This is a genomic window from Pseudomonas sp. Z003-0.4C(8344-21) (assembly GCF_900104975.1).
Taxonomy (GTDB): domain Bacteria; phylum Pseudomonadota; class Gammaproteobacteria; order Pseudomonadales; family Pseudomonadaceae; genus Aquipseudomonas; species Aquipseudomonas granadensis.
Window position 1 is genome coordinate 3,352,533 of record NZ_LT629756.1, and the last position, 19,439, is coordinate 3,371,971.

Genomic DNA, 19,439 nt, shown 5'->3' on the forward strand with positions numbered 1-19,439 from the left:
TTCCGTGGCTCGGCAGAGGTGAAGCGAGTTGTGTGTTGGCAGAAAGGGGTGCAGCGGCAGGCGCGAGCGCCCGGTGTTACCTGGGCGCGAAATCGTAGTTATAGAACGCCCGGGAGTGGTGATGGCCATACTTGCGCGCCTTGCGCAGGTCGACCTGGTTGAGCACGGTACCGAATACCGGCACATGACTCTGTTGCAACATCGCGAGGCCGCGCTGGACCTGGCTGATCGGGGTGCTGTCAGCCTTGACCACGTAAATGACCGCATCCGAATGCTTGGCCAGCAACAGCGCATCGCTGATCAATTCTGCAGGCGGTGAATCGATGATGATGTGCCGGTAACGCGAGCGCAGCGCTTCGAGCATGCGCGCCATGCGCGGTGAACTGAGCAGATCCTGCGGCGGTGGTTGCAGTGCGTTGGCCGGCTCGGCAGGCGAGGGCAGACGTGGCGCGGCGAGGGAATCTCGCGCCGACGGCATGACCTTGCCGGCCAGCAACATGTCCAGATTGCCCACCGAAACGATGCAGTCTTCGAGTCGGGCGGTGCCGGCAATCACGTTCGCCAGGCCAGGGCTGTCGGGCGGGAAGTCGAAATTCTGCGACAGCGTCGGCTGGCGCATGTCGGCATCGATCAGCAGTACCCTTTCCAGCGGTGCCAGCGAGCTGGCGAGGTTGTTGGCGATGGTGCTTTTGCCTTCACCGGCCACCGTCGAGGTGATCAGCACCACTTGCGAGGGCATCTCGTTGCTTTGCAGCATCAGCCAGGTGCGCAGGTTGCGGATCGTCTCGGAGAAGCGTGGGTTGTCGTTGTCTTCGAACAAACGCGCCAGTTGCCGACGATTCTTCTTCATGACCAATGGCACCACGCTGAGCAGCGGAATGTTCAGCGCGCTTTCGATCGACTCGTCGGTTTTGAAGGTGTTGCTCAGGCTGTCGAACAGCAGCGCCAGGGCCACACCGATCACCGCCGCGATCAAGGAAACGATCGCCACGATCAAGGTTTTCCGCGGTTTGCTCGGATCGACCGGAACAATCGCCGGGTCGACGATGCGCACTTTGGTCGAGTCCATGTCGGCGGTCGCAGTAGTTTCCTTCAAGCGGGTGACGAAGGTTTCGTAGAGCGCCCGCGAGCTGTCGACCTCACGCTGGAATTCACGCAACTGGAATTCCTTGCGGGCAATGTCCTGAATTTGCGCCTTGTTGCTGTTGAAGGACTGACGCAGCGAAGCCTCACTGGCCGTGGCGAGCTGGTATTGCCGCTCGATTCCGGCGACCACCTGCTGCACCTGCAATTGCAGGCTGGTGGTGGCGGTGCGCAACTCCGACTGCGCGGACAACAGGCTTGGGTGTTTCGGCCCATAACGTCCCGACAGTTCATCGACCTTGGCCTGGGCCAGGGCACGATCGGCCTGGAATTTCTGCACCAGCGGGTTACTCAGGACGGCGGGCACGCTGGACAGTTTGCTCAGATCACCGTTGCCCAAGGCTTTTGCCTGCCGATATTCACTTTCGGCTTCAGCGCGGTTGCGCCGCGCGTCGACCATGCGATTGCCGGTCATCTCCAGCTCGTTGGCACTGATCGTGGCGACGCCGCCGACGTCTACCAGACCTTGTTCTTCGCGGTAGCCCTGGAGCTTTTTCTCGGCGGCGCGCAAGTTGTCACGCAGCTTGACCAGCCGGGTGTTCATCCACGCTGTGGTGGTTTGCGTGGACTTTTCACTGGTATCGAGCTGGCTGTCGGTGAAGCCGCGGGCCAGCGCATTGGCCGCGGCCGCCGCTAGAACCGGGTCGGGCAACTCGACCTCGATCTCGAGCAACTGGCTCTTGCCGACGAACTTGACGCTGGTGTGCAGCATCAGGTTTTGCGTGACCTGGTTGAACACTTCTTCTTCGGTGACCGCCTGTTTTTCCGGCAGCCAGCGCTCCAGGCCCAGCCCCGGTAACCATTTGTCCAGATCAACAGCGGCCAGCCATTCGCGCGGTGCGAACCACGACTTCGGTTGCTGGCGCGGGTCAGTGACCGGGTGCGTGGTCAAACCGAGTTTTTTCACCGCACGCTCGGCCAGATCCCGCGATTGCAGGAGTGCCTGTTGCGTCTGCAGGTAGTCAGTGGTGTTGCTGTTGGAGTCCTTGACCTGCTGAAAGGACATCAGCGGCGGGCTCTTGTCGTTGAACAGCAGGGTGGTGCTGCCGATGTATTGCGGAGTGATGTTCGAGACCACGATGGCCGCGAGCAGACCACTCACCAGAATCAGCCAGCCGATGCTCCATTTCGCGCGCCAGATCACCCGCCAGAGTTTCAGCAGATCCAGGGTGTCCTTGTCTTCGCTGTGCTGGTGATGCTGCTGCACGTGCGCTTGCAAAGGACGTTCGACGTAAGTGCCAAGGCTGTTGTCCATGATCAGAAGAACCCTTGTGCAATGGAAATGGTGTCGCCGGGGGCAATCGTGGTGCTGCGCGTCACGTTATCGGTGTCGGTCGCGCCACTGTCGCCTCGCAAGATGGTGACGCGCTTGATCGAGGCCCGCTCGGTCAGCCCCCCGCCCAAAGCAATGGCTTTTTCCAGGGTCAAGCCGGGCACGAACGGATAGCTGCCGGGCTTTTTCACTTCGCCATTGATGTAAAAGGAGCGGTATTCGATCTGGCTGAGACTGACTTTCGGGTCGACCAGGTAGCCTTGCTTGAGTCCGTCGACAATGATTTTTTCGACCTGGCTGGGGGTCAGTCCCTTGGCGGAGATTTCGCCGAGAAAGGGGTAGGAAAACGTGCCGGCGTCGCTGAGCCGGATCTTTTTCAGGCTCAACTCCGGCTCACCAAACACGATGATGCGCAACACATCGCCAGCGGCCAGTTTGTATTGCGTGCCGGGATCTGCCGCGTAGACAGGCGCCGCCATCACCAGCGTGAACGACAAGACAAGTGCGGATGTGTTCATGTCGAAACCCTCTTAAAGGCTGACGTTGAAACTGATCTGAAACACGTTGCGGGTGAAGCTTTCGTTGTCGGCATCGGAATCGTTGTCGCGGAAGCGATAGCCGACCTCGATGTCCAGCCAGCGGCGCATCGCATAGATCACCGCCAGGTTGTAATCCTGAAAGTCGTCGGTGCGGCTTTGCCCTTCGTAGACGTAACGGCCCAGGCCGGCTTGGGCCACAGTGGTAATCCGCTCGGTCCAGCCGTGTCGCCAGCCGACCTGGGTGAAGGTCGACTTCACCGCCTCCGCGCCGTCGTCGCCCTCGGCAAGCGCCTGGCGCGCGACAAAGGTAAACGTCGAATATGTGCGCGGTTTCCATTGCAGATCGACTTGCCAGGTGGGGTTGTCGAGGTCGTTGGATTCGTTGCTGTCGAAGTTCTTTTTTTCGTAACCGACGCGCACTTTGCCCGTCGTGCGTGCCGTGAAATCCCAGACGGCACCGGCCAGTACGGCGTCCGATACGCTGCTGCGCGGACTGTTCGCCTGCTTGTAGTCGAAGTCGGTGTGGTCATATTCGAGCAAACCTCGGGTATTGCTGCCGATGCGGTGGTACCAGGTGCTGGTCAAGGCGGTGGTGTCGCGTTCCTTGTCGGCATTGATGCCGTCGCCATTGTCGTAGCGCAGTTGCGCGTAATTGACCCCGAGGTCGATCTGGTTGTCCGCGCTTTTGGCGCCAAAGGTATAAAGCCCGCCGACCCGTTTGTTGTTGAGCTTGTCATTCACACCCTCGACCGCCGTCGATTCGGTGCGCTCCCATTTGCGATATTCGGCGTCCAGCTTCAAACGATGGCGATCGGTGAACTCCATCACGCTCTCGGCACGCACACGTTGCGCCGTGTTCGAGGCATCGGAATCGTCGTAATAGATGTACCGCGTCGGTTGCCAGATCACTCGCGTGGCGCTGTTACGGTCTTCGGCCTTGAGCTCGAAGGAGGGGGCCAGTTTGGTGATCATCGAGGACTGCTTGTTGTCTTCCACTTCGCGAAAGTTGTCGTCATAACTTTCTGAAAAAACAAACGTCGGCGTGAAGTCGAATCCATAAACGTTTATCGCTTGTGGGTCGGTGCTCCAGGCCATTCCCGGATAGAAAGAGGCCATGATCAGTGCAACAGGGCAGCGTGATTTCAAGGCCATGTCATGGCTCCTGAGAAATGGCAGGTGAGAAAAGCTGTTATTTGTACGATTGGAAGTTGTGCTGTTGTCGTTGAATAGCGGTAAGCGGCAGGCAAACGGGCTGTTCGCGGTTGAGAAACTGCAGAAGCAGTAACACCCGATCGTTGCCTTGCAGCGCCTGGAATACACCCTCGAGTGGTGAGAGCGGGCCGCTGATGATCCGCAAAGGCTCACCGGGTTCGAGGCGGCCTTTCACATCCGAATCCGATTCCAGGCAGCGTTCGCGCAGATGCTCTATGACATGTTCCGCTACTGCCACGGGACCATGATTGAACTCGACAACCCGGCTGACGCCACGGGTCGAGCGCAACGGTGCCCAATTGTCTGTGCTGCTGAGCTGGATAAATAGATAACCGGGGAATAACGACTCCATCACGCGCTGTCGTTTCCCGCGAATGACGCGCTCAGTGAAGAGTTGAGGGTGAAAGACCACGTAGTGTTGCTGGAGCAGGTTGAGGTGTGCGCGCTCATCCTGGCGTGGTTTGCATTGCAACAGATACCAATTGGGTTGATCCGAGCTGATTGCTGGCATGCGAGTAAACTCTTTGATGTTCGAGAAGTTTAGGGCAGGCAGAAGCTCTATTCAGGGCCGTGCAAAGACAATTGGCAGGGTGTGTTTTTATTATGATGTAACGTCGGTGTGTCTCAATAATGAATCACTTGTCCGGCTCGATGTTGGCTGAACTTTTTCAAAGACAAAGCTACCGCACAGTCTGCATGTTCGCAGTGTTTACGTTAGGTTGCTAAGTGGTTAGCTCTGGAACTTTCGGCAGCGATTGAGAAGGGAATCGCGCCACGTTCAGCTAGACGTTGGTAGTTATCGGCCAGTCTTCGCGGTCTGTCAAACGATCCGAGTCAAAAAACACGCCATTTGTCGACTAGCTGTATCTCACGTGACTATCTTGCTGTTTATAAAGGGTTTTTAATTTGACGTCCGAACGTGTTCGTTTTTTTTACACTGACCGCTAGCGTCAGGGTCGCTGAGACATTCCAGCATTGAGCGGCTACGAAATGCTTATAAGCTATGGACGGCTTCTGGCGGACGGCGTTATAACTTATCGCCTATTCGATCGAGGAGAGCAGGGACTATGACCGTTCTTGTGACTGGCGCGGCAGGCTTTATCGGGTATCACACGGCGAAACGATTAGTTCAACAAGGCCAGCAAGTAATCGGTATCGACAACCTCAACGATTATTACAGCGTTGAGCTAAAGCGGGCACGATTAAAGCAACTAAGAGAACTGCCAGGCTTCGATTTTCGTCAGATGGACATAGTTGATAAACCGGCATTGATGACGCTGTTCAAAGAGCATCGTTTTACCGAAGTCATCCATCTGGCCGCTCAGGCCGGTGTGCGTTACTCACTGGACAACCCGGACGCCTATGCGCAATCGAATCTGGTGGGCTTTTTGAACGTACTGGAAACCTGTCGTTTTCACCAGCCGGCGCATCTCATCTACGCATCAAGCAGTTCGGTGTACGGCGCGAACAGCGAGCTGCCTTACCGTGTCGACAACCCGGTCGAGCGCCCGGTTTCGCTGTACGCAGCCACTAAACGCGCCAACGAATTATTGGCCAGCAGCTATTGCCATCTCTACGGACTGAAGGCCAGCGGGCTGCGCTTTTTTACCGTTTATGGGCCTTGGGGCCGACCGGATATGGCTCTATTCAAATTCACCCAGGCGATCTTGCAGGGGGAGCCGATCGATATTTACAACAACGGCCAGATGGCGCGGGATTTCACTTATATAGATGACATTGTCGAAGGCATCGCGCGGTTATGTCCAAAACCGCCGGTACCGGCGAAGGAGGGCGAGGGCGTTAACAAACTATTCAATATAGGACGCGGCAGGCCTATTGAATTACTGGATTTTGTCGATTATCTGGAAAAGGCGCTAGGTATTAAAGCTCAATACAATTTTCTGCCGCTGCAAGCGGGCGATGTTGTCAGTACATGGGCCGATGTATCGGCACTTGCCGACTGGACGGGGTTTTCTCCACAAGTGGATGTTGCAGACGGCGTGTCCCGATTTGTTGCGTGGTATCGCGACTATTATCAAATCGAGTCCTGACGATTGAGTGCGCAGAAAGTCTTATGCAGGGGGATAAAAGCGAAATTATTGATAGCTACACTAAATGACCGTTTAGTTGAGCTATCAAAAAAGCCTATCGGAATAACGGGAGCAGGCGATGATTCAAGCTAAACCCAATGCGCACGACGTCATAAATGCGCTGGATCTCGAAGCTCACATCGAAGGCGGTTATTTCCGCCGAACCTATCAATCCGATCACCGCGCCAGCCTTGAGACCAGCACAGGGCCCCGTTATCTACTGACGTCGATCTACTATCTGTTGACTGAGCAATCTCCGGTGGGACAGTTTCATTTCAACCAATCCGACATCCTGCATTATTTTCATCTGGGCGATCCGATCGAATACAGCCTGATCCATGCAAACGGTTCATTGCAGACGCTGGTCATGGGCAGCGACATTCTCACTAAGCAACATCTGCAATTACACGTACCAGGTGGCATCTGGAAAGCCTCACGCTTGCTCAATGGATCACATGGATTCGGATTGATCAGCGAGGCGGTTTCGCCGGGATTTGATTTTAAAGACATGGAAATGGCTGATCGAGGAAAACTCACTGCGCAATTTCCGCAGCATCGTGCGCTGATTGAAAAGCTGACGCGGGAGAAAGGCTGAAAGGCGCAGATTTCAAATACCAGCGGCTCGACGAAAAGGACACTGAGGCTTCGCAGCAGATCGAAATGCCGCGTACATCGAGGATGAGCTCGTAATACCTTGTTACGTGTAATGTATATTATGTTAAATCATGTATCAGGACGGAACCTTCCTCATTGTCAGTTCGCCAGTCGCAGAAATCCTCAAGTGCAATGCGCACATGCCCACGATGAGCCCTGTCCTATCGATCCACACATCACTTGCTCGTTAACGACTCTGCAGTCTTCTCGGCCCGGTGCATTTCGCGGCAGAACATTCGCCTGTACTCAGAAGGCGAAGTCCCGAGCTGAGCGCTGAATTGTTGCCTCAAGGATAAGGCGGTTCCAAAGCCCGCCTCACCAGCCACGCACTCTACAGGCAAATCTGTCGTTTCCAGAAGCTCCTGCGCTCTGGCCACGCGCTGGCTGTTCAGCCATTTGGAAACGGTTGTGCCGGTAGTTTCCTTGAAACGCCGAGTAAACGTTCGCCGGCTCATCTTTGCCTTTTCCGCCAGGACGTCGAGCGACAGATCACCCGACAGATTCATGCGCGCCCACGTCAATACTTCAGACAAATGAGTCTCGCTGGACAGCTGCGGCACAGGATATTCAACGTATTGAGCCTGGCCACCCTGTCTATGTGGTGGCGTCACCAGCATCTTCGCAGTGCGGTTTGCGACATCAGCGCCAAGGCGTTCACGTATCAAATGCAGGCAGCAATCGATTGCCGCTACAGTCCCTGCGGAGGTCACGATGTTGTCTGCGCTGACATAAAGCACCTCAGGCCTGAAGCGGACATTGGGAAAGCGTTGCGCAAATTCGTCTCGGGCTGCCCAGTGAGTGGTCGCTTCCTTGCCATCGAGCAGTCCGGCATCTCCGAGCACAAACGCTCCGAGGCACAACCCGACGATGAGCTTGCCTGTGGAATTGGCTGCCTGAAGAGCCTCCACGAGTTCAGGACACGCAGAGACCGACTGATCGCCCCATGCTGGAATAACAATCACATCAGCCGACGCCATCAGCTCCAGGCCTTGCTTCACCTCAAGACCGACGCCTTGGTCGGTAGTCACCATCCCGGGCGTCACTGCGCAATAACTGACCTTATAATGGGGTTCGCCGGAACCGGATTGAGCGGTGCCCAATACCATCCCCGGAACCGAAAGATGGAACAGGCTTACGCCATCGAAAGCCAATACGGCAACGCGGATGGAACCCATGCAATACCCCCGGTAAGCCCAAAGGGCTCTACGTCCGCTTTCCACAAATGACCAGGATTCGAGCGACCACCCTACTCCCGGCTTGAATAAAAACCTATGGCCCGATTATATCGAAAGCTGTCATTCAGGCCACTGTTGAGGTTGATGCGATTCAGCAAGAATGGCGCATCGATACATCAACAGGACTGAATCCATGAACTTTAAAACACTTCCCCTTGCCGTCAGCATCGCTTGTGCTGCAACGACCGCACCGGCATTCGCGGGTACAAACGCTCCCCAAGTACCTGACGCAGCTCATAAAGTCGAACTGCACCAGGTTCGCAACGCGACGGCGAAGATCACCTATGGCGATACGACCTTTCTGATCGACCCGATGCTTGCCAAAAAGGGTGCCTACCCTGGCTTTGAAAATACCTACCGCAGCAACCTGCGCAACCCATTAGTTGATCTGACCGAGGCGCCCGCCGACATCATTGCCGGTGTCGACGCTGTCATCGTCACCCATACCCACCTTGATCACTGGGATGACGCTGCGCAAAAAGCACTGCCCAAAGACATCCCTCTGTTCGCTCAGCATGAAGAAGATGCGCAACTGATTCGTTCGCAAGGTTTCAAGAATGTGCGCGTACTGACTGATGAAGCGCAATTCGGCGGCGTGAAGATCACCAAGACAGGTGGCCAACATGGCACCGACGAGATGTACGCCGTGCCAGCACTTGCCAAACCGCTGGGTGAAGCCATGGGCGTGGTGTTTCAGGCGCCAGGCTACAAGACCCTTTACCTCGCTGGCGACACTGTCTGGCGTAAAGAAGTTGACCAGACCATCGAGAAATATCATCCCGAAGTCATCGTGCTTAACGCCGGGAAGGCGATGATGACCGGCTACAAGGGATCAATCATCATGGGCGAAGAAGACGTGCTGCGCGCCTCAAAGGCTGCGAAAGATGCGAAGATCGTTGCCGTGCATATGGATGCGATCAACCATATGTCTTTGACCCGCGAAGCGCTGCGCGCCTATGTCAGGAAACACGGGATCGAGAGCCGGGTCGATATTCCGCAAGACGGTACTTCACTGGAGTTCTGATTGATCGGGCCGTAGTTGATGCTGGCTTTGGCTTGTCCACTGGCGAAAGCACGGCCCTGTCGGACTACTTTCCACGCAATGATTTACGAGGTTTTCATGAAGCTACCAGAGATAAGTGAATACATCGCTGGATGGCCATTGCTGGGTATATGTTCTGCGCCCCCATGGACCGTGGCTCAGGACTGCGAAAGCCGGATCCTGGCCTTGCTTGACACGCTGGGCGCAGGATACCGGCGCCATGGCAATTGTGCCGTCCATGAAACAGCAATCATTGAACAAGGAGCGGTCCTTAAAGGCGCAATTATCATTGGCGAAGGCTCTTTCGTGGCTGCAGGCGCTTATCTCCGTGGAGGTGTTTATCTGGGGAGTCATTGCATTGTTGGCCCAAGCTGCGAGCTCAAGAGTACGTTCATGCTGGACGGTAGCAAGCTGGCGCACTTCAACTTTGTTGGTGATTCATTGATTGGCGAAGCAGTAAATATCGAAGCCGGGGCGATCATTGCCAACTATCGTAACGAGCTTGACGGCGCCAATATAAAAATCCGCCATGAAGATCATGTAATAGAAACGGGGGTCAACAAATTCGGTGCCCTTGTTGGTGATGGCTGCAAAATCGGTGCAAACGCAGTAATCGCTCCCGGCGCTTTGTTGCGGCCACATATGCGCGTGCCGCGTCTGGGACTGATTGACCAGTTTGCTCACGATTAAACATCGGAGCGCCACTGGCTCAGCCTAGCCTCAACCCTGCCAACCTGCGCACAAACGCCTGCATCGACGGCGTCTGCTTCAACGGTTTCCTCTGCAACAAACCCAACGACCGCTGCTGCGGCTGTTCAATCTGCAAAACCTCCACCTCCGCATCAACACGCAAAAACCTCGTGGCGCTGGCCGGCAGCAAGGTAAACCCCAACCCCGCACGCACCAGCGCCGCCGCCGTGCTCATATGCGCAACTTCCCACGAACATTCAGCCTTCACACCCAACAACCCCAATGCCGCATCCGCCAACGGACGAATGCTGGTGTCCCGGGTCAGCGCTATATAAGGCAGCGACTGCCAGCGCTCGTCAGTGCTACCCGCCAGAGCATCCCGGCGCACCAGCAGCATGAGGTTGTCGTCCATCAGCGCGTCGAACTCCAGTCCGGACAGATCCTCCGGCCGCGAAGTGATACCGATATCGACTTCACCCCTTTGCACCCAATGGCTCACCTCCCCCGCGCGCCCGTCGCGCAGCGATACCTGCACGCCGGGAAATTCGCGCATGAACGCGGCGATGATTTCCGGCAGGAACGACGCAGCCGCAGTCGGTAATGCGGCCAAACGAATGCTGCCGCGATTGAGATTCAGCGTTTCACGGGCGTCGCGCACGGCGTTTTCCATGTCGCGCAGCATGGCCTGGGCCTGGGGCAGGAAGTGTTCGCCGGCCGGGGTCAGTTCGACGCTGCGGGTGTTGCGCGCGAGCAGTTGCAGACCGATGGTTTCTTCGAGCTTGCGGATGATGTAGCTCAGCGCCGGTTGTGAGACGTGCAGTTTCTCTGAGGTACGGGTGAAGCTTGAGGTCTCGGCGATCAGGATGAACGCGCGCAGCTGGCGGAAGTTGATGTCCATGCTCGACCGATAAAATTAATGGATTAATTCTTAGAATATTTAAAATTCACAGAACAATCCAACGCTCGCATGATGGCCGCGAACACATGCCGAGTCCGACGCAATGACAACAACAATTCATATCGGTTGTGGCGCAGGTTTCGCCAACGATCGCCCCGACGCGGGTTTGCGCCTGGCACAGGATCTGGCCAGCCGCTGCGGCAAACGCTATCTGATGTATGAACTGCTCGCCGAGCGCACCCTCGCCGAGGCGCAGCTGCGCAAACAGGCTGACCCGCAAAGCGGTTATGCCGCGCGGTTATTCGATTTTCTGCGCCCAGTGCTCGATACCTGCATCGAGGCTGGCATCCCCATCATCACCAATGGCGGCGCGGCAAATCCACGCGCCGCCGCCCAGCGGTTACGAGCCGAACTGGGCGCACGCCACGCGGATCTGAAGATCGCCTGCGTGCTCGGCGATGACTTGTTGCACGTCGAACAGCAGCGTCTTGAGCAGTGGCTGGACCTCGACGTTGCTCAGCACGATGTGGTTTCGGTGAACGTTTACACCGGCGCCGACGGCATCACCCAGGCATTAAATGATGGCGCCGGCATCGTCCTCTGCGGTCGGGTTGCCGACCCTTCGCTGGCGGTGGGTCCGATCCGCCATGGTCTCGGCTGGGCGGCGGATGACTGGCAGAAAATGGCCATCGCTACGGCGGCCGGGCATCTGCTGGAATGCTGCACTCAAGTCACCGGCGGCTATTTTGGCCATCCCGGCATCAAGGATGTGCCCGATCCGGCGCGTTTGGGCTGCCCGATCGCCGAGATCAGTGCTGACGGCACGCTGGTGATCACCAAAGCGGCTGGCTCCGGCGGCTGCGTGACCGAGCGCACGGTCAAGGAACAACTGCTTTATGAGGTCCATGACCCGCGCCGTTACCTCACGCCGGATGTGGTGCTCGACCTCGGCGAAGCCAGCGTGACCACCCTCTCTCCCAATCGCGTGGCCATCAGCGGTATTCAGGGCCACCCGCGTCCCGCACAGCTCAAGGGTTTGGCGGGTGTGCGCGGCATGTGGTTTGGCGAAGCCGAGATTTCCTATGCCGGCCCCGGCGCGGTCGATCGGGCGAAGCTTGCCCGTGAAATCCTCCTGCAACGCTTCGATCACATGGCCCCGCAAGTGCAGCCGTGGATCGACATTGCCGGCGTCGCCAGCCTGTTCAACGATGCCCGTGGCGATTACCTCAACCAATGTCTGGCGCAAGCGCCGCAGGTGGCGGATGTGACGGTCAGGGTCGGTCTGGTACACAAGGACCGCGCCCAGGTCGACCTGCTGCTGGCTGAGGTTGAGTCCCTCTACACCAACGGCCCGGCTGGCGGTGGCGGCGTTCGCCGGCACTTGAGCGAGTCGATCGCGACCCACGGTTTTCTGATTGCGCGCGATGAAATCGAGACGCGCCTGGAGTGGTACTGATGACTGCACTTGTCACGCTTGCCGATTTCGCCCACGCCCGCGCCGGCGATAAAGGCAATATCCTCAGCGTCGTGGTCCTGCCGCTGGACGCCGCGCACTACGACTGGCTCAAGCGCGAACTGACCGTCGAGCGCGTCGCCGAGCAGTTCGCCAGCCGCCGGCCTTCACGCGTTCAGCGTTATGAGATCGATACCCTGCAGGCGCTGAATTTCGTTCTCGACGACGCGCTCGAAGGCGGGGTGAATCGCAGCCCGGGGCTCGACCGCCATGGCAAAAGCCTGAGCTACCTGCTGCTGTCGTTGCGCTTGCCGGCACCGGGTTGACCGCCCTCCTCTGACAGGTTTTACCGGGCCGCCCCATCGGACCCAATCGAACAATAAAAACAATACCGAGATGCCATATCCATGATCACTGCACTGGGTTTTCTCATGATGTTCAGCATCATCGCGCTGATTTTGCTTCGCAGGATCAGCCCGGTGGTGGGCTTCACCACAATCCCCGTCGCCGTCTGCCTGCTGGCGGGTTTCGCGCCGCCGCAAATCGGCGACTTCATCAAGAACGGCTTGATCACTGTCGCGCCGACCGCCGCGCTGTTTCTGTTTGCCATCCTGTATTTCGGCATCATGCGCGATCGCGGCCTGTTCGATCCGCTGGTGGATTTCCTGATCCGGCGTACCGGCGGCAAGCCGCTGGCCGTGGCGTTGGTCACGGTTTTGGTGACGGCGGTGGTGCACCTGGACGGCGTCGGTGCCGCCACTTTTCTGCTGACCATTCCGGCGCTGCTGCCGCTGTACAAACGCCTGAACATGAGCCCGAACATGCTCTTGCTGCTGGTCGGCACGACCGCAGGCGTCGGCAACATGGTGCCGTGGGGCGGCACCACCGCTCGCGCGGCCGCTACTACTGGGCTCGACGCGACCGCGCTGTGGATGGGGCTGATTCCGGTGCAACTGGTAGGCTTTGCCTGTCTGCTGCTGATTGCCGGATGGCTCGGTTTGCGTGCGCAGCGGCGGTTGCCGAAATCCTTGGGCGCAGCGTCGAGTTTCGACGCCACACTGGCCCAGCCAGAAGAACGTGAACACGCGCTCTCACCACGCCAGTTGCGTTACTGGCTCAACGTGGCCCTGACCGTCGCCATTCTCGCCTGCCTGTTCAGCGGTATTTTCCCGTTGTATGCCTGCTTCATGGTCGGTTTGGGCATTGCGCTGCCGCTTAACTTTGCTTCGCTGGAGGCGCAGACCGAGCGCATCAAAGCGCATGCGGCTGACGCGCTGCAGATGGTCCTGGTGATGATGGCGGCCGGTGTGCTGCTCGGCGTGTTGTCCGGGGCAAAAATGTCCGACGGCATGGCCCTCGCGCTGATCGACGCCCTGCCCCACGGCTCTGCGCAATACCTGCACCTGATCATCGGCGCGTTCGGCGTGCCGCTGGGGATGATTTTCTCCCCCGACGCCTACTACTTTGCGTTATTGCCGGTGATCCGCGATGTGGCGGTCGCTGCCGGCGTGCCTTTGGAAGCGGTAGCACGGGCCATGTTGATCGGCGAGAACACCGGCTTCGCCATCAGCCCGGTGGTGCCCAGTGTCTACCTCGCCCTGGCGCTGGCCGGGGTCGAATTGCGCAAGCACATCATGTACACGTTTTTCTGGGCCTGGGGCGTGAGCCTGGTGATGCTGGCGTTTGCCGTGCTCAGCGGCGCGATCCCGACCTGAGGTCAATCCGGCTCAATAGACGAAACCATGGCCCAGCTCGGTTTCGATCCACTCAAGAAAGCAAGGTCGCTTCCGAGAGAATCAGATCATGATCGAGCAGGTCCGCCGCCGCGCGGACCGATCTCTGCTCGAGCAGCTTCGGTGACGTCAGCACGGCGAATTTCTCGGCCGTCGAGCTGCACGTCTACCCCGGCGCCCCGCATATGTTCGATCAATATCCGGGCGCGATCACCGAGCAGTCCGCCCGCGATATTGCCCGTGCGTTGCAACGGATGATCGCCAACCCGTAAATAATCTGCCGGCGCACGTAAAAAAACGTCGCCCAGGCGTTGCGGAACGACGCCCGTCCCCTATGGTCATCTGAAACGCCGCGCGATTTTCCCTTCAGTCGCATACCGCGCTGTGACCGACCTCAGGAGACTTATATGACCAACAAGGCCGACACGGGCGCCGCTCCGACACTCAACCCTCCGGTGTTCTACACCTCGGGCGTGCTCCTGCTTTTATTGGTGATCTACGCCAGTGTGTTCCCGGCCCATGCACAAGTGGTGTTCGCCAATGTGCAGAACTGGATCATCACCAATGTCAGCTGGTTCTACATCCTCGCGGTGGCAATCATTCTGGGTACCGTGGTGTTTCTCGGCATCAGTCGCTACGGCGATATCAAACTCGGGCCCGACCACAGCAGCCCCGATTACAGCAGCACCACCTGGTTCGCCATGCTCTTCTCGGCCGGCATGGGCATCGGCCTGATGTTTTTCGGCGTGGCTGAACCCGTCATGCATTTTCTCAATCCGCCGGTGGGTGACGGCAGCACCGTCGAAGCGGCGCGGGAAGCGATGAAAATCACGTTTTTTCATTGGGGCCTGCATGCCTGGGCGATCTACGCCATCGTGGCGATGATCCTCGCGTACTTCAGTTACCGACACGGCCTGCCGCTGACCCTCAGGTCTGCGCTGTACCCGTTGATCGGCGATCGCATCCACGGCCCTATCGGCCATGCGGTGGACATTTTCGCCATCATCGGCACCGTGCTCGGTGTGGCGACCTCGCTGGGTTTTGGCGTGGCGCAGATCAATACCGGGCTCAACGCGCTGTTCGGTGTGCCGATCAACACCACCGTGCAGATCATTCTGATTGTCGCCACCACCGGCCTTGCGACCATTTCCGTGGTGACCGGATTGGACAAGGGCGTGCGCCGTCTCTCCGAACTCAATCTCGGCCTGGCGGTGTTGTTGCTGTTGATGGTGATCATTCTCGGGCCTACCGTGCTGATCCTGCAGACGTTCGTGCAGAACACCGGCGGTTACCTCACCGAAATCGTCAGCCGGACCTTGAACCTGTACGCCTACCAACCGACCGACTGGATTGGCGGCTGGACGCTGTTCTACTGGGGCTGGTGGCTGGCGTGGTCGCCCTTCGTCGGGCTGTTCATCGCGCGGATATCGCGTGGCCGCACTATCCGCGAATTCGTGATGGGCGTGCTGCTGGTACCCGCCGCTTTTACGCTGCTGTGGATGACCGTGTTCGGCAATACCGCGATTCACATGATCCTCACCGAAGGCATCACTGACCTCGGCGCGGCCATCGACAAGGATACCTCGCTGGCCTTGTTCGCCTTCCTCCAGCACTTTCCGTTTTCCGGGGTGATCTCGCTGGTGGCGGTGGTCATGGTCGTGGTGTTTTTCGTCACTTCGGCGGACTCCGGCGCCATGGTGGTCGACATGCTCGCCTCGGGCGGATCGTCAAACACACCGGTCTGGCAGCGGGTGTTCTGGGCATCAAGCATGGGCTTGGTGGCGATCGCCCTGCTCTTGGCTGACGGGCTCAAGGCTTTGCAGACCGCGACAATTGCCAGCGCACTGCCCTTCACCATCACCCTGCTCTTCAGCATGCGCGGCTTGCTCAAAGCCTTGAAACTCGACGCGACCAAGCGCGGCTTGCGTTATCAATCGCTGTCGCCTGGGGTCAGCCGCCATCCGGGCGGCTGGCAACGACGCCTGCGCACCATGGCGATGTTTCCGCGCCGCGCGCACGTACTTCGCTTCATTGCGGAGACGGCAAAACCGGCGTGCCTGTCGGTCGCCGAGGAATGGCGCAAGCAAGGCTACATCTGCAATGTCGAGGATCTGGAAGACAACAGCGTGCGGCTCAGCGTCGGCGGCGCTGACAACCCCCAGTTCATTTACGAAGTGCGGCCGCACCCGTACACCATGCCGAGCTTTGTGATGGCCGATACCCAGGACGAGGAGCGCAAATACTTCCGCGCCGAGGTGCACTTGCGCGAGGGTGGCCAGGACCAGGACATCATGGGCTGGTCCCGCGAGGAAGTGATCGGCGACATCCTTGATCAGTACGAGCGACACATGCAGTTCCTGCATCTGGTCGGCTGATCGTCGCGCTGCCGTGACTGGCGATCAGCGCCAGTCGCGGCTCGGTCGAAAATTTTACGCAAATTTTACGCCCTCGATATGTCGACATCCGATACTACGCGCCGTTATTTCAACAGACGAACGTTCATGTCTTTTGCAGCACTGCGGCTTATCGGTTTCATCCTCGGCATTTTCCTGATCACCCTCGCCGTGAGCATGGCCATTCCCATGCTCACGCTGGTGGCGTTCGAGCGCAGCGACGACCTTTCGGCGTTTCTCTGGTCGAGCGTGATTACTGTCGTCTGTGGCCTGTTGCTGGTGGTGCGCGGGCGCCCCGAGACGGCTCAGCTTCGTCCGCGCGACATGTACCTGCTGACCACCGCCAGTTGGGTGGTGGTGTGTGCCTTCGCCGCGTTGCCGATGGTGTTGATCAGCCACATCAGTTACACCGACGCCTTTTTCGAAACCATGTCCGGCATCACCACCACCGGCTCGACGGTACTCAGCGGCCTGGACCACGCCTCGCCGGGCTTGCTGATGTGGCGCTCGATGCTGCACTGGCTCGGCGGCATCGGCTTCATCGGCATGGCGGTGGCGATCCTGCCGCTGCTGCGGGTCGGCGGTATGCGTCTGTTCCAGACCGAGTCCTCGGACTGGTCTGAGAAAGTCACGCCGCGCTCCCATGTCGCCGCCAAATACATCCTGTTTCTGTATCTCGGTCTGACCTCTGCCGGCGCGCTGGCCCTGTGGCTGTGCGGCATGACGCCGTTTGAAGCGATCAACCACGCGATGTCGCTTATCTCCACGGGTGGCTTCTCGACTTCCGATGCCTCGCTCGGGCATTGGTCGCAAGCGTCGATTCACTGGGTCGCGGTGGTCATCATGATCGCCGGCAGCCTGCCGTTCACCCTGTACGTCGCGACCTTGCGCGGCCACCGCCGTGCGTTGTTCAAGGATCATCAGGTCCGCGGCTTCATCGGGTTTCTGATGGTCACCTGGCTGCTGGTCGGCACCTGGCTGTGGCAGCACAGCGATTACTCGTGGTGGGATGCGTTTCGCATCGTTGCGGTGAATGTCACTTCAGTCGTGACCACCACCGGCATTGCCGTCGGCGACTACACGCTGTGGGGCAGCTTCGCCATTCTGCTGTTCTTCTACCTGACCTTCGTCGGTGGATGCTCCGGCTCCACCGCCGGCGGCCTGAAAATCTTCCGTTTCCAGGTCGCCGCCGCGCTGCTGGTCAGCAGTTTGAAGCAGCTGATCCATCCACGCGCGGTGATCCAGAAGAAGTACAACGGCCACCCGATCGACGAGGAGATCCTGCGCTCGCTGCTGACCTTCTCGTTTTTCTTCACCATCACCATTGCCCTGATTGCTCTCGGGCTGGCCTTGATCGGGCTCGACTGGACGACAGCATTGAGCGGCGCCGCCACCGCGGTGTGCAACGTCGGCCCGGGGCTGGGCACGATCATCGGCCCGGCAGGCAACTTTTCATCCTTGCCGGATGCCGCGAAATGGTTGCTGACCATCGGCATGCTCCTGGGGCGGCTGGAGATTCTCACGGTGCTGGTGCTGATTACGCCGGTGTTCTGGAAGTATTAGAAATCCAACGTGCCCTGCCCGATCACGCCTTGGCGAGATGCTGCTGCGCCCACTGCTCGGCGGTAGTGACCGCAATCGACTGTCGTTCGTTGAACGTCCCGGCCTTGGGCCACGCCACGCCGCGTCCTTGGGCAAACACCGCGCGGTATTTCTTGATGTGATGGGTGGGGTCTTTTTTCAGTTCGTCCATCAGGTACGCAACGGTCCACACATTGGACTTGAACGGCCGCCCCAGCGCACGCTCGAGGATGCCTGCGATCTGGCCATAGCTCAGCGTGTCGCCTGACAGGTAGACGATTTCATTACGGAACCGCGGCTCGAAGAACACGATCTCGGCGGTCAGCGCTCCGATGTCCTCGGGCGTGGTGAGCGTCACGCTGTTGTCCAGACTGCCCAGCGCATTGACGGCGTTGTTGTCGAAATCGACCACTTCAAACACCGGCTCGAACAGGAAACTGGTGAACATGCCGGTGGAGATGATCACCCATTCGGTCTGGTCCTGGGCACGCAGCAACTCACGCACATCGAGCTGCGCATCGAACAGATCCTGCGGACTGCCACGGCCGATCACCTCGAAATCCACACCGAATTGCCACGGAAAATAGCGCTTCACTCCAGACTGGAGCGCCGCTTTTGCCAGTTTCATCGGCGTTTCGCGACCGGCAACCATGCCGGCGCAACCGATGACCGTGTCGAACCGGGCAAAGACTTCCGCCAGTTGTTCGATCGAATCGTTGACCAGGTCGGCGGCCACCATCTGGATGCCGAGGCTACGCAGCTCATCGATTTCGGCCTTTTTTTCCGGCACTCGGGAATTGATGGTCGAGTCCCTGAGCAGGACGCTGATGGTCGAGCCCGGCGCGCGCTTTGCCACACGCGCCAGATTGCGCAACACCGCGAAGCCGAGTTCTCCGGCGCCCAGCACCAGAATGGATTGCCCTGTTTCAGTCATGATGTCTCCTCAAATCCGTTGCCTGTAAGATGCGCCAATGCTGGCAGCAACCGTCAGCGCTCGTAAGAAGGCACACACGTGATACCAAGGGAAGACATGACCGACCAGGAAGCGCTGCGGCACGCCGAAGCGATCTGCCAGACGCTCAGAAAAGACGATGACGGCGTGCGCCGCGAAGTGCTTGCACACGCTGGCAGCCGCTGGTCATTGGGGATCTTGCATGCCTTGGGGGTGTATGGCGAGATGCGTCACGCCGAGATAAAACGGCAGATGACCGGCGTCACCCAGCGCATGTTGACCAAGACCCTGCGCGCGCTGGAACGCGACGGTCTGCTGCTGCGACGGGAATTCGGCGAAGTGCCGCCGCGTGTCGAATACGAACTGACGGCACTCGGCCAAGGCTTGTTGGTGCGGATGTCGCCGGTGTGGACCTGGGTGGTCGAAAACGTCGAAGACTTTCGCACCGCGCGCCGCGCGTTCGACCTTCAGGAACCCCAGAAACCGGCGTGGCAGATTCCCACACCGATGCCGCAAGACCCGGACGCGACCGAGTAATCGTCGGCGCTTGT

At 58.6% G+C, this 19,439-nt stretch carries 17 protein-coding genes and 1 pseudogene; 10 read left to right on the top strand and 8 right to left on the bottom strand.

What is annotated here, in order from left to right:
- Positions 1 to 76 precede the first annotated feature (76 nt).
- From BLU24_RS15270 to rfaH, 4 genes are read right to left on the bottom strand one after another with little or no spacing between them, the layout of a single operon-like run.
- Positions 77 to 2,398 (bottom strand): GumC family protein, encoded by a 2,322-nt coding sequence (locus BLU24_RS15270; protein WP_090283383.1) that lies wholly within the window; start codon positions 2,396 to 2,398, stop codon positions 77 to 79.
- 2 nt (positions 2,399 to 2,400) lie between these two features.
- Positions 2,401 to 2,934 (bottom strand): polysaccharide biosynthesis/export family protein, encoded by a 534-nt coding sequence (locus BLU24_RS15275; RefSeq protein ID WP_093101690.1) that lies wholly within the window; start codon positions 2,932 to 2,934, stop codon positions 2,401 to 2,403.
- A 12-nt stretch (positions 2,935 to 2,946) separates the two neighbouring features.
- Entirely contained in the window at positions 2,947 to 4,107 is a 1,161-nt protein-coding gene (locus tag BLU24_RS15280) for an outer membrane beta-barrel protein (protein ID WP_093101691.1), read from the bottom strand.
- Positions 4,108 to 4,144: 37 nt separating this feature from the next.
- On the bottom strand, positions 4,145 to 4,678 hold the full coding sequence (rfaH, locus tag BLU24_RS15285) for a transcription/translation regulatory transformer protein RfaH (protein ID WP_090283377.1): 534 nt from the start codon (positions 4,676 to 4,678) through the stop codon (positions 4,145 to 4,147).
- Positions 4,679 to 5,234: 556 nt separating this feature from the next.
- Between rfaH and BLU24_RS15290 the strand changes: the two genes are divergently transcribed.
- Together BLU24_RS15290 and BLU24_RS15295 are read left to right on the top strand one after the other, a co-directional pair.
- Positions 5,235 to 6,218, top strand: a complete 984-nt coding sequence (locus tag BLU24_RS15290; RefSeq protein WP_093101692.1) for an SDR family NAD(P)-dependent oxidoreductase — start codon at positions 5,235 to 5,237, stop codon at positions 6,216 to 6,218.
- A gap of 118 nt (positions 6,219 to 6,336) precedes the next feature.
- Positions 6,337 to 6,852 (top strand): cupin domain-containing protein, encoded by a 516-nt coding sequence (locus BLU24_RS15295; protein ID WP_093101693.1) that lies wholly within the window; start codon positions 6,337 to 6,339, stop codon positions 6,850 to 6,852.
- Between the two features lie 235 nt (positions 6,853 to 7,087).
- Here the strand turns inward: BLU24_RS15295 and BLU24_RS15300 are convergent, their stop codons facing one another.
- Positions 7,088 to 8,086: a GlxA family transcriptional regulator gene (locus tag BLU24_RS15300; RefSeq protein WP_093101694.1), complete on the bottom strand. Its 999-nt coding sequence runs from the start codon at positions 8,084 to 8,086 to the stop codon at positions 7,088 to 7,090.
- A 193-nt stretch (positions 8,087 to 8,279) separates the two neighbouring features.
- On the opposite strand from BLU24_RS15300, the gene BLU24_RS15305 reads away from it, so the two are divergent.
- Together BLU24_RS15305 and BLU24_RS15310 are read left to right on the top strand one after the other, a co-directional pair.
- A complete protein-coding gene (locus tag BLU24_RS15305) occupies positions 8,280 to 9,170 on the top strand; it encodes an MBL fold metallo-hydrolase (RefSeq protein ID WP_093101695.1) in 891 nt (296 codons plus the stop codon).
- 96 nt (positions 9,171 to 9,266) lie between these two features.
- Complete coding sequence (locus BLU24_RS15310) at positions 9,267 to 9,878, top strand: transferase (RefSeq protein WP_093106719.1); 612 nt, start codon at positions 9,267 to 9,269, stop codon at positions 9,876 to 9,878.
- A 19-nt stretch (positions 9,879 to 9,897) separates the two neighbouring features.
- Here BLU24_RS15310 and BLU24_RS15315 read toward each other — a convergent pair whose 3' ends face one another.
- Positions 9,898 to 10,776 carry a LysR family transcriptional regulator gene (locus tag BLU24_RS15315; RefSeq protein ID WP_093101696.1) on the bottom strand — a complete coding sequence of 293 codons (879 nt, stop codon included), beginning with the start codon at positions 10,774 to 10,776 and terminating at the stop codon, positions 9,898 to 9,900.
- Positions 10,777 to 10,879: 103 nt separating this feature from the next.
- On the opposite strand from BLU24_RS15315, the gene BLU24_RS15320 reads away from it, so the two are divergent.
- The 3 genes from BLU24_RS15320 to BLU24_RS15330 all read left to right on the top strand — a co-directional run bounded on the left by BLU24_RS15320 (position 10,880) and on the right by BLU24_RS15330 (position 13,944).
- Positions 10,880 to 12,232: an acyclic terpene utilization AtuA family protein gene (locus BLU24_RS15320; RefSeq protein WP_093101697.1), complete on the top strand. Its 1,353-nt coding sequence runs from the start codon at positions 10,880 to 10,882 to the stop codon at positions 12,230 to 12,232.
- The gene (locus tag BLU24_RS15325) at positions 12,232 to 12,555 is read left to right on the top strand and encodes an AtuA-related protein (protein ID WP_172833274.1); all 324 of its coding nucleotides are present in this window, start codon (positions 12,232 to 12,234) and stop codon (positions 12,553 to 12,555) included. Before BLU24_RS15320 ends, BLU24_RS15325 begins: the two co-directional genes overlap by 1 nt.
- A gap of 81 nt (positions 12,556 to 12,636) precedes the next feature.
- Positions 12,637 to 13,944: a CitMHS family transporter gene (locus tag BLU24_RS15330; protein ID WP_093101699.1), complete on the top strand. Its 1,308-nt coding sequence runs from the start codon at positions 12,637 to 12,639 to the stop codon at positions 13,942 to 13,944.
- Positions 13,945 to 14,002: 58 nt separating this feature from the next.
- Here the strand turns inward: BLU24_RS15330 and BLU24_RS28020 are convergent.
- A pseudogene (locus tag BLU24_RS28020) lies at positions 14,003 to 14,110 on the bottom strand (LysR substrate-binding domain-containing protein); the annotation flags it as partial.
- Between the two features lie 259 nt (positions 14,111 to 14,369).
- Here BLU24_RS28020 and betT point away from each other — a divergent pair.
- Both betT and BLU24_RS15340 read left to right on the top strand, forming a co-directional pair.
- Positions 14,370 to 16,337, top strand: a complete 1,968-nt coding sequence (gene betT / locus BLU24_RS15335) for a choline BCCT transporter BetT (protein ID WP_093101700.1) — start codon at positions 14,370 to 14,372, stop codon at positions 16,335 to 16,337.
- A gap of 126 nt (positions 16,338 to 16,463) precedes the next feature.
- Positions 16,464 to 17,918 carry a TrkH family potassium uptake protein gene (locus tag BLU24_RS15340; RefSeq protein ID WP_093101701.1) on the top strand — a complete coding sequence of 485 codons (1,455 nt, stop codon included), beginning with the start codon at positions 16,464 to 16,466 and terminating at the stop codon, positions 17,916 to 17,918.
- A 22-nt stretch (positions 17,919 to 17,940) separates the two neighbouring features.
- On the opposite strand, the gene BLU24_RS15345 is transcribed toward BLU24_RS15340, so the two are convergent.
- Complete coding sequence (locus BLU24_RS15345; RefSeq protein WP_093101702.1) at positions 17,941 to 18,870, bottom strand: aromatic alcohol reductase; 930 nt, start codon at positions 18,868 to 18,870, stop codon at positions 17,941 to 17,943.
- 96 nt (positions 18,871 to 18,966) lie between these two features.
- On the opposite strand from BLU24_RS15345, the gene BLU24_RS15350 reads away from it, so the two are divergent.
- Complete coding sequence (locus BLU24_RS15350) at positions 18,967 to 19,425, top strand: winged helix-turn-helix transcriptional regulator (protein WP_093101703.1); 459 nt, start codon at positions 18,967 to 18,969, stop codon at positions 19,423 to 19,425.
- Positions 19,426 to 19,439: the final 14 nt, after the last annotated feature.

Bases quoted from the DNA above. Each gene is read 5' to 3' on its own strand.
- BLU24_RS15270 (WP_090283383.1), bottom strand. From the start codon at position 2,398: ATGGACAACAGCCTTGGCACTTACGTCGAACGTCCTTTGCAAGCGCAC.
- BLU24_RS15275 (WP_093101690.1), bottom strand. From the start codon at position 2,934: ATGAACACATCCGCACTTGTCTTGTCGTTCACGCTGGTGATGGCGGCG.
- BLU24_RS15280 (WP_093101691.1), bottom strand. From the start codon at position 4,107: ATGGCCTTGAAATCACGCTGCCCTGTTGCACTGATCATGGCCTCTTTC.
- rfaH (WP_090283377.1), bottom strand. From the start codon at position 4,678: ATGCCAGCAATCAGCTCGGATCAACCCAATTGGTATCTGTTGCAATGC.
- BLU24_RS15290 (WP_093101692.1), top strand. From the start codon at position 5,235: ATGACCGTTCTTGTGACTGGCGCGGCAGGCTTTATCGGGTATCACACG.
- BLU24_RS15295 (WP_093101693.1), top strand. From the start codon at position 6,337: ATGATTCAAGCTAAACCCAATGCGCACGACGTCATAAATGCGCTGGAT.
- BLU24_RS15300 (WP_093101694.1), bottom strand. From the start codon at position 8,086: ATGGGTTCCATCCGCGTTGCCGTATTGGCTTTCGATGGCGTAAGCCTG.
- BLU24_RS15305 (WP_093101695.1), top strand. From the start codon at position 8,280: ATGAACTTTAAAACACTTCCCCTTGCCGTCAGCATCGCTTGTGCTGCA.
- BLU24_RS15310 (WP_093106719.1), top strand. From the start codon at position 9,267: ATGAAGCTACCAGAGATAAGTGAATACATCGCTGGATGGCCATTGCTG.
- BLU24_RS15315 (WP_093101696.1), bottom strand. From the start codon at position 10,776: ATGGACATCAACTTCCGCCAGCTGCGCGCGTTCATCCTGATCGCCGAG.
- BLU24_RS15320 (WP_093101697.1), top strand. From the start codon at position 10,880: ATGACAACAACAATTCATATCGGTTGTGGCGCAGGTTTCGCCAACGAT.
- BLU24_RS15325 (WP_172833274.1), top strand. From the start codon at position 12,232: ATGACTGCACTTGTCACGCTTGCCGATTTCGCCCACGCCCGCGCCGGC.
- BLU24_RS15330 (WP_093101699.1), top strand. From the start codon at position 12,637: ATGATCACTGCACTGGGTTTTCTCATGATGTTCAGCATCATCGCGCTG.
- betT (WP_093101700.1), top strand. From the start codon at position 14,370: ATGACCAACAAGGCCGACACGGGCGCCGCTCCGACACTCAACCCTCCG.
- BLU24_RS15340 (WP_093101701.1), top strand. From the start codon at position 16,464: ATGTCTTTTGCAGCACTGCGGCTTATCGGTTTCATCCTCGGCATTTTC.
- BLU24_RS15345 (WP_093101702.1), bottom strand. From the start codon at position 18,870: ATGACTGAAACAGGGCAATCCATTCTGGTGCTGGGCGCCGGAGAACTC.
- BLU24_RS15350 (WP_093101703.1), top strand. From the start codon at position 18,967: ATGACCGACCAGGAAGCGCTGCGGCACGCCGAAGCGATCTGCCAGACG.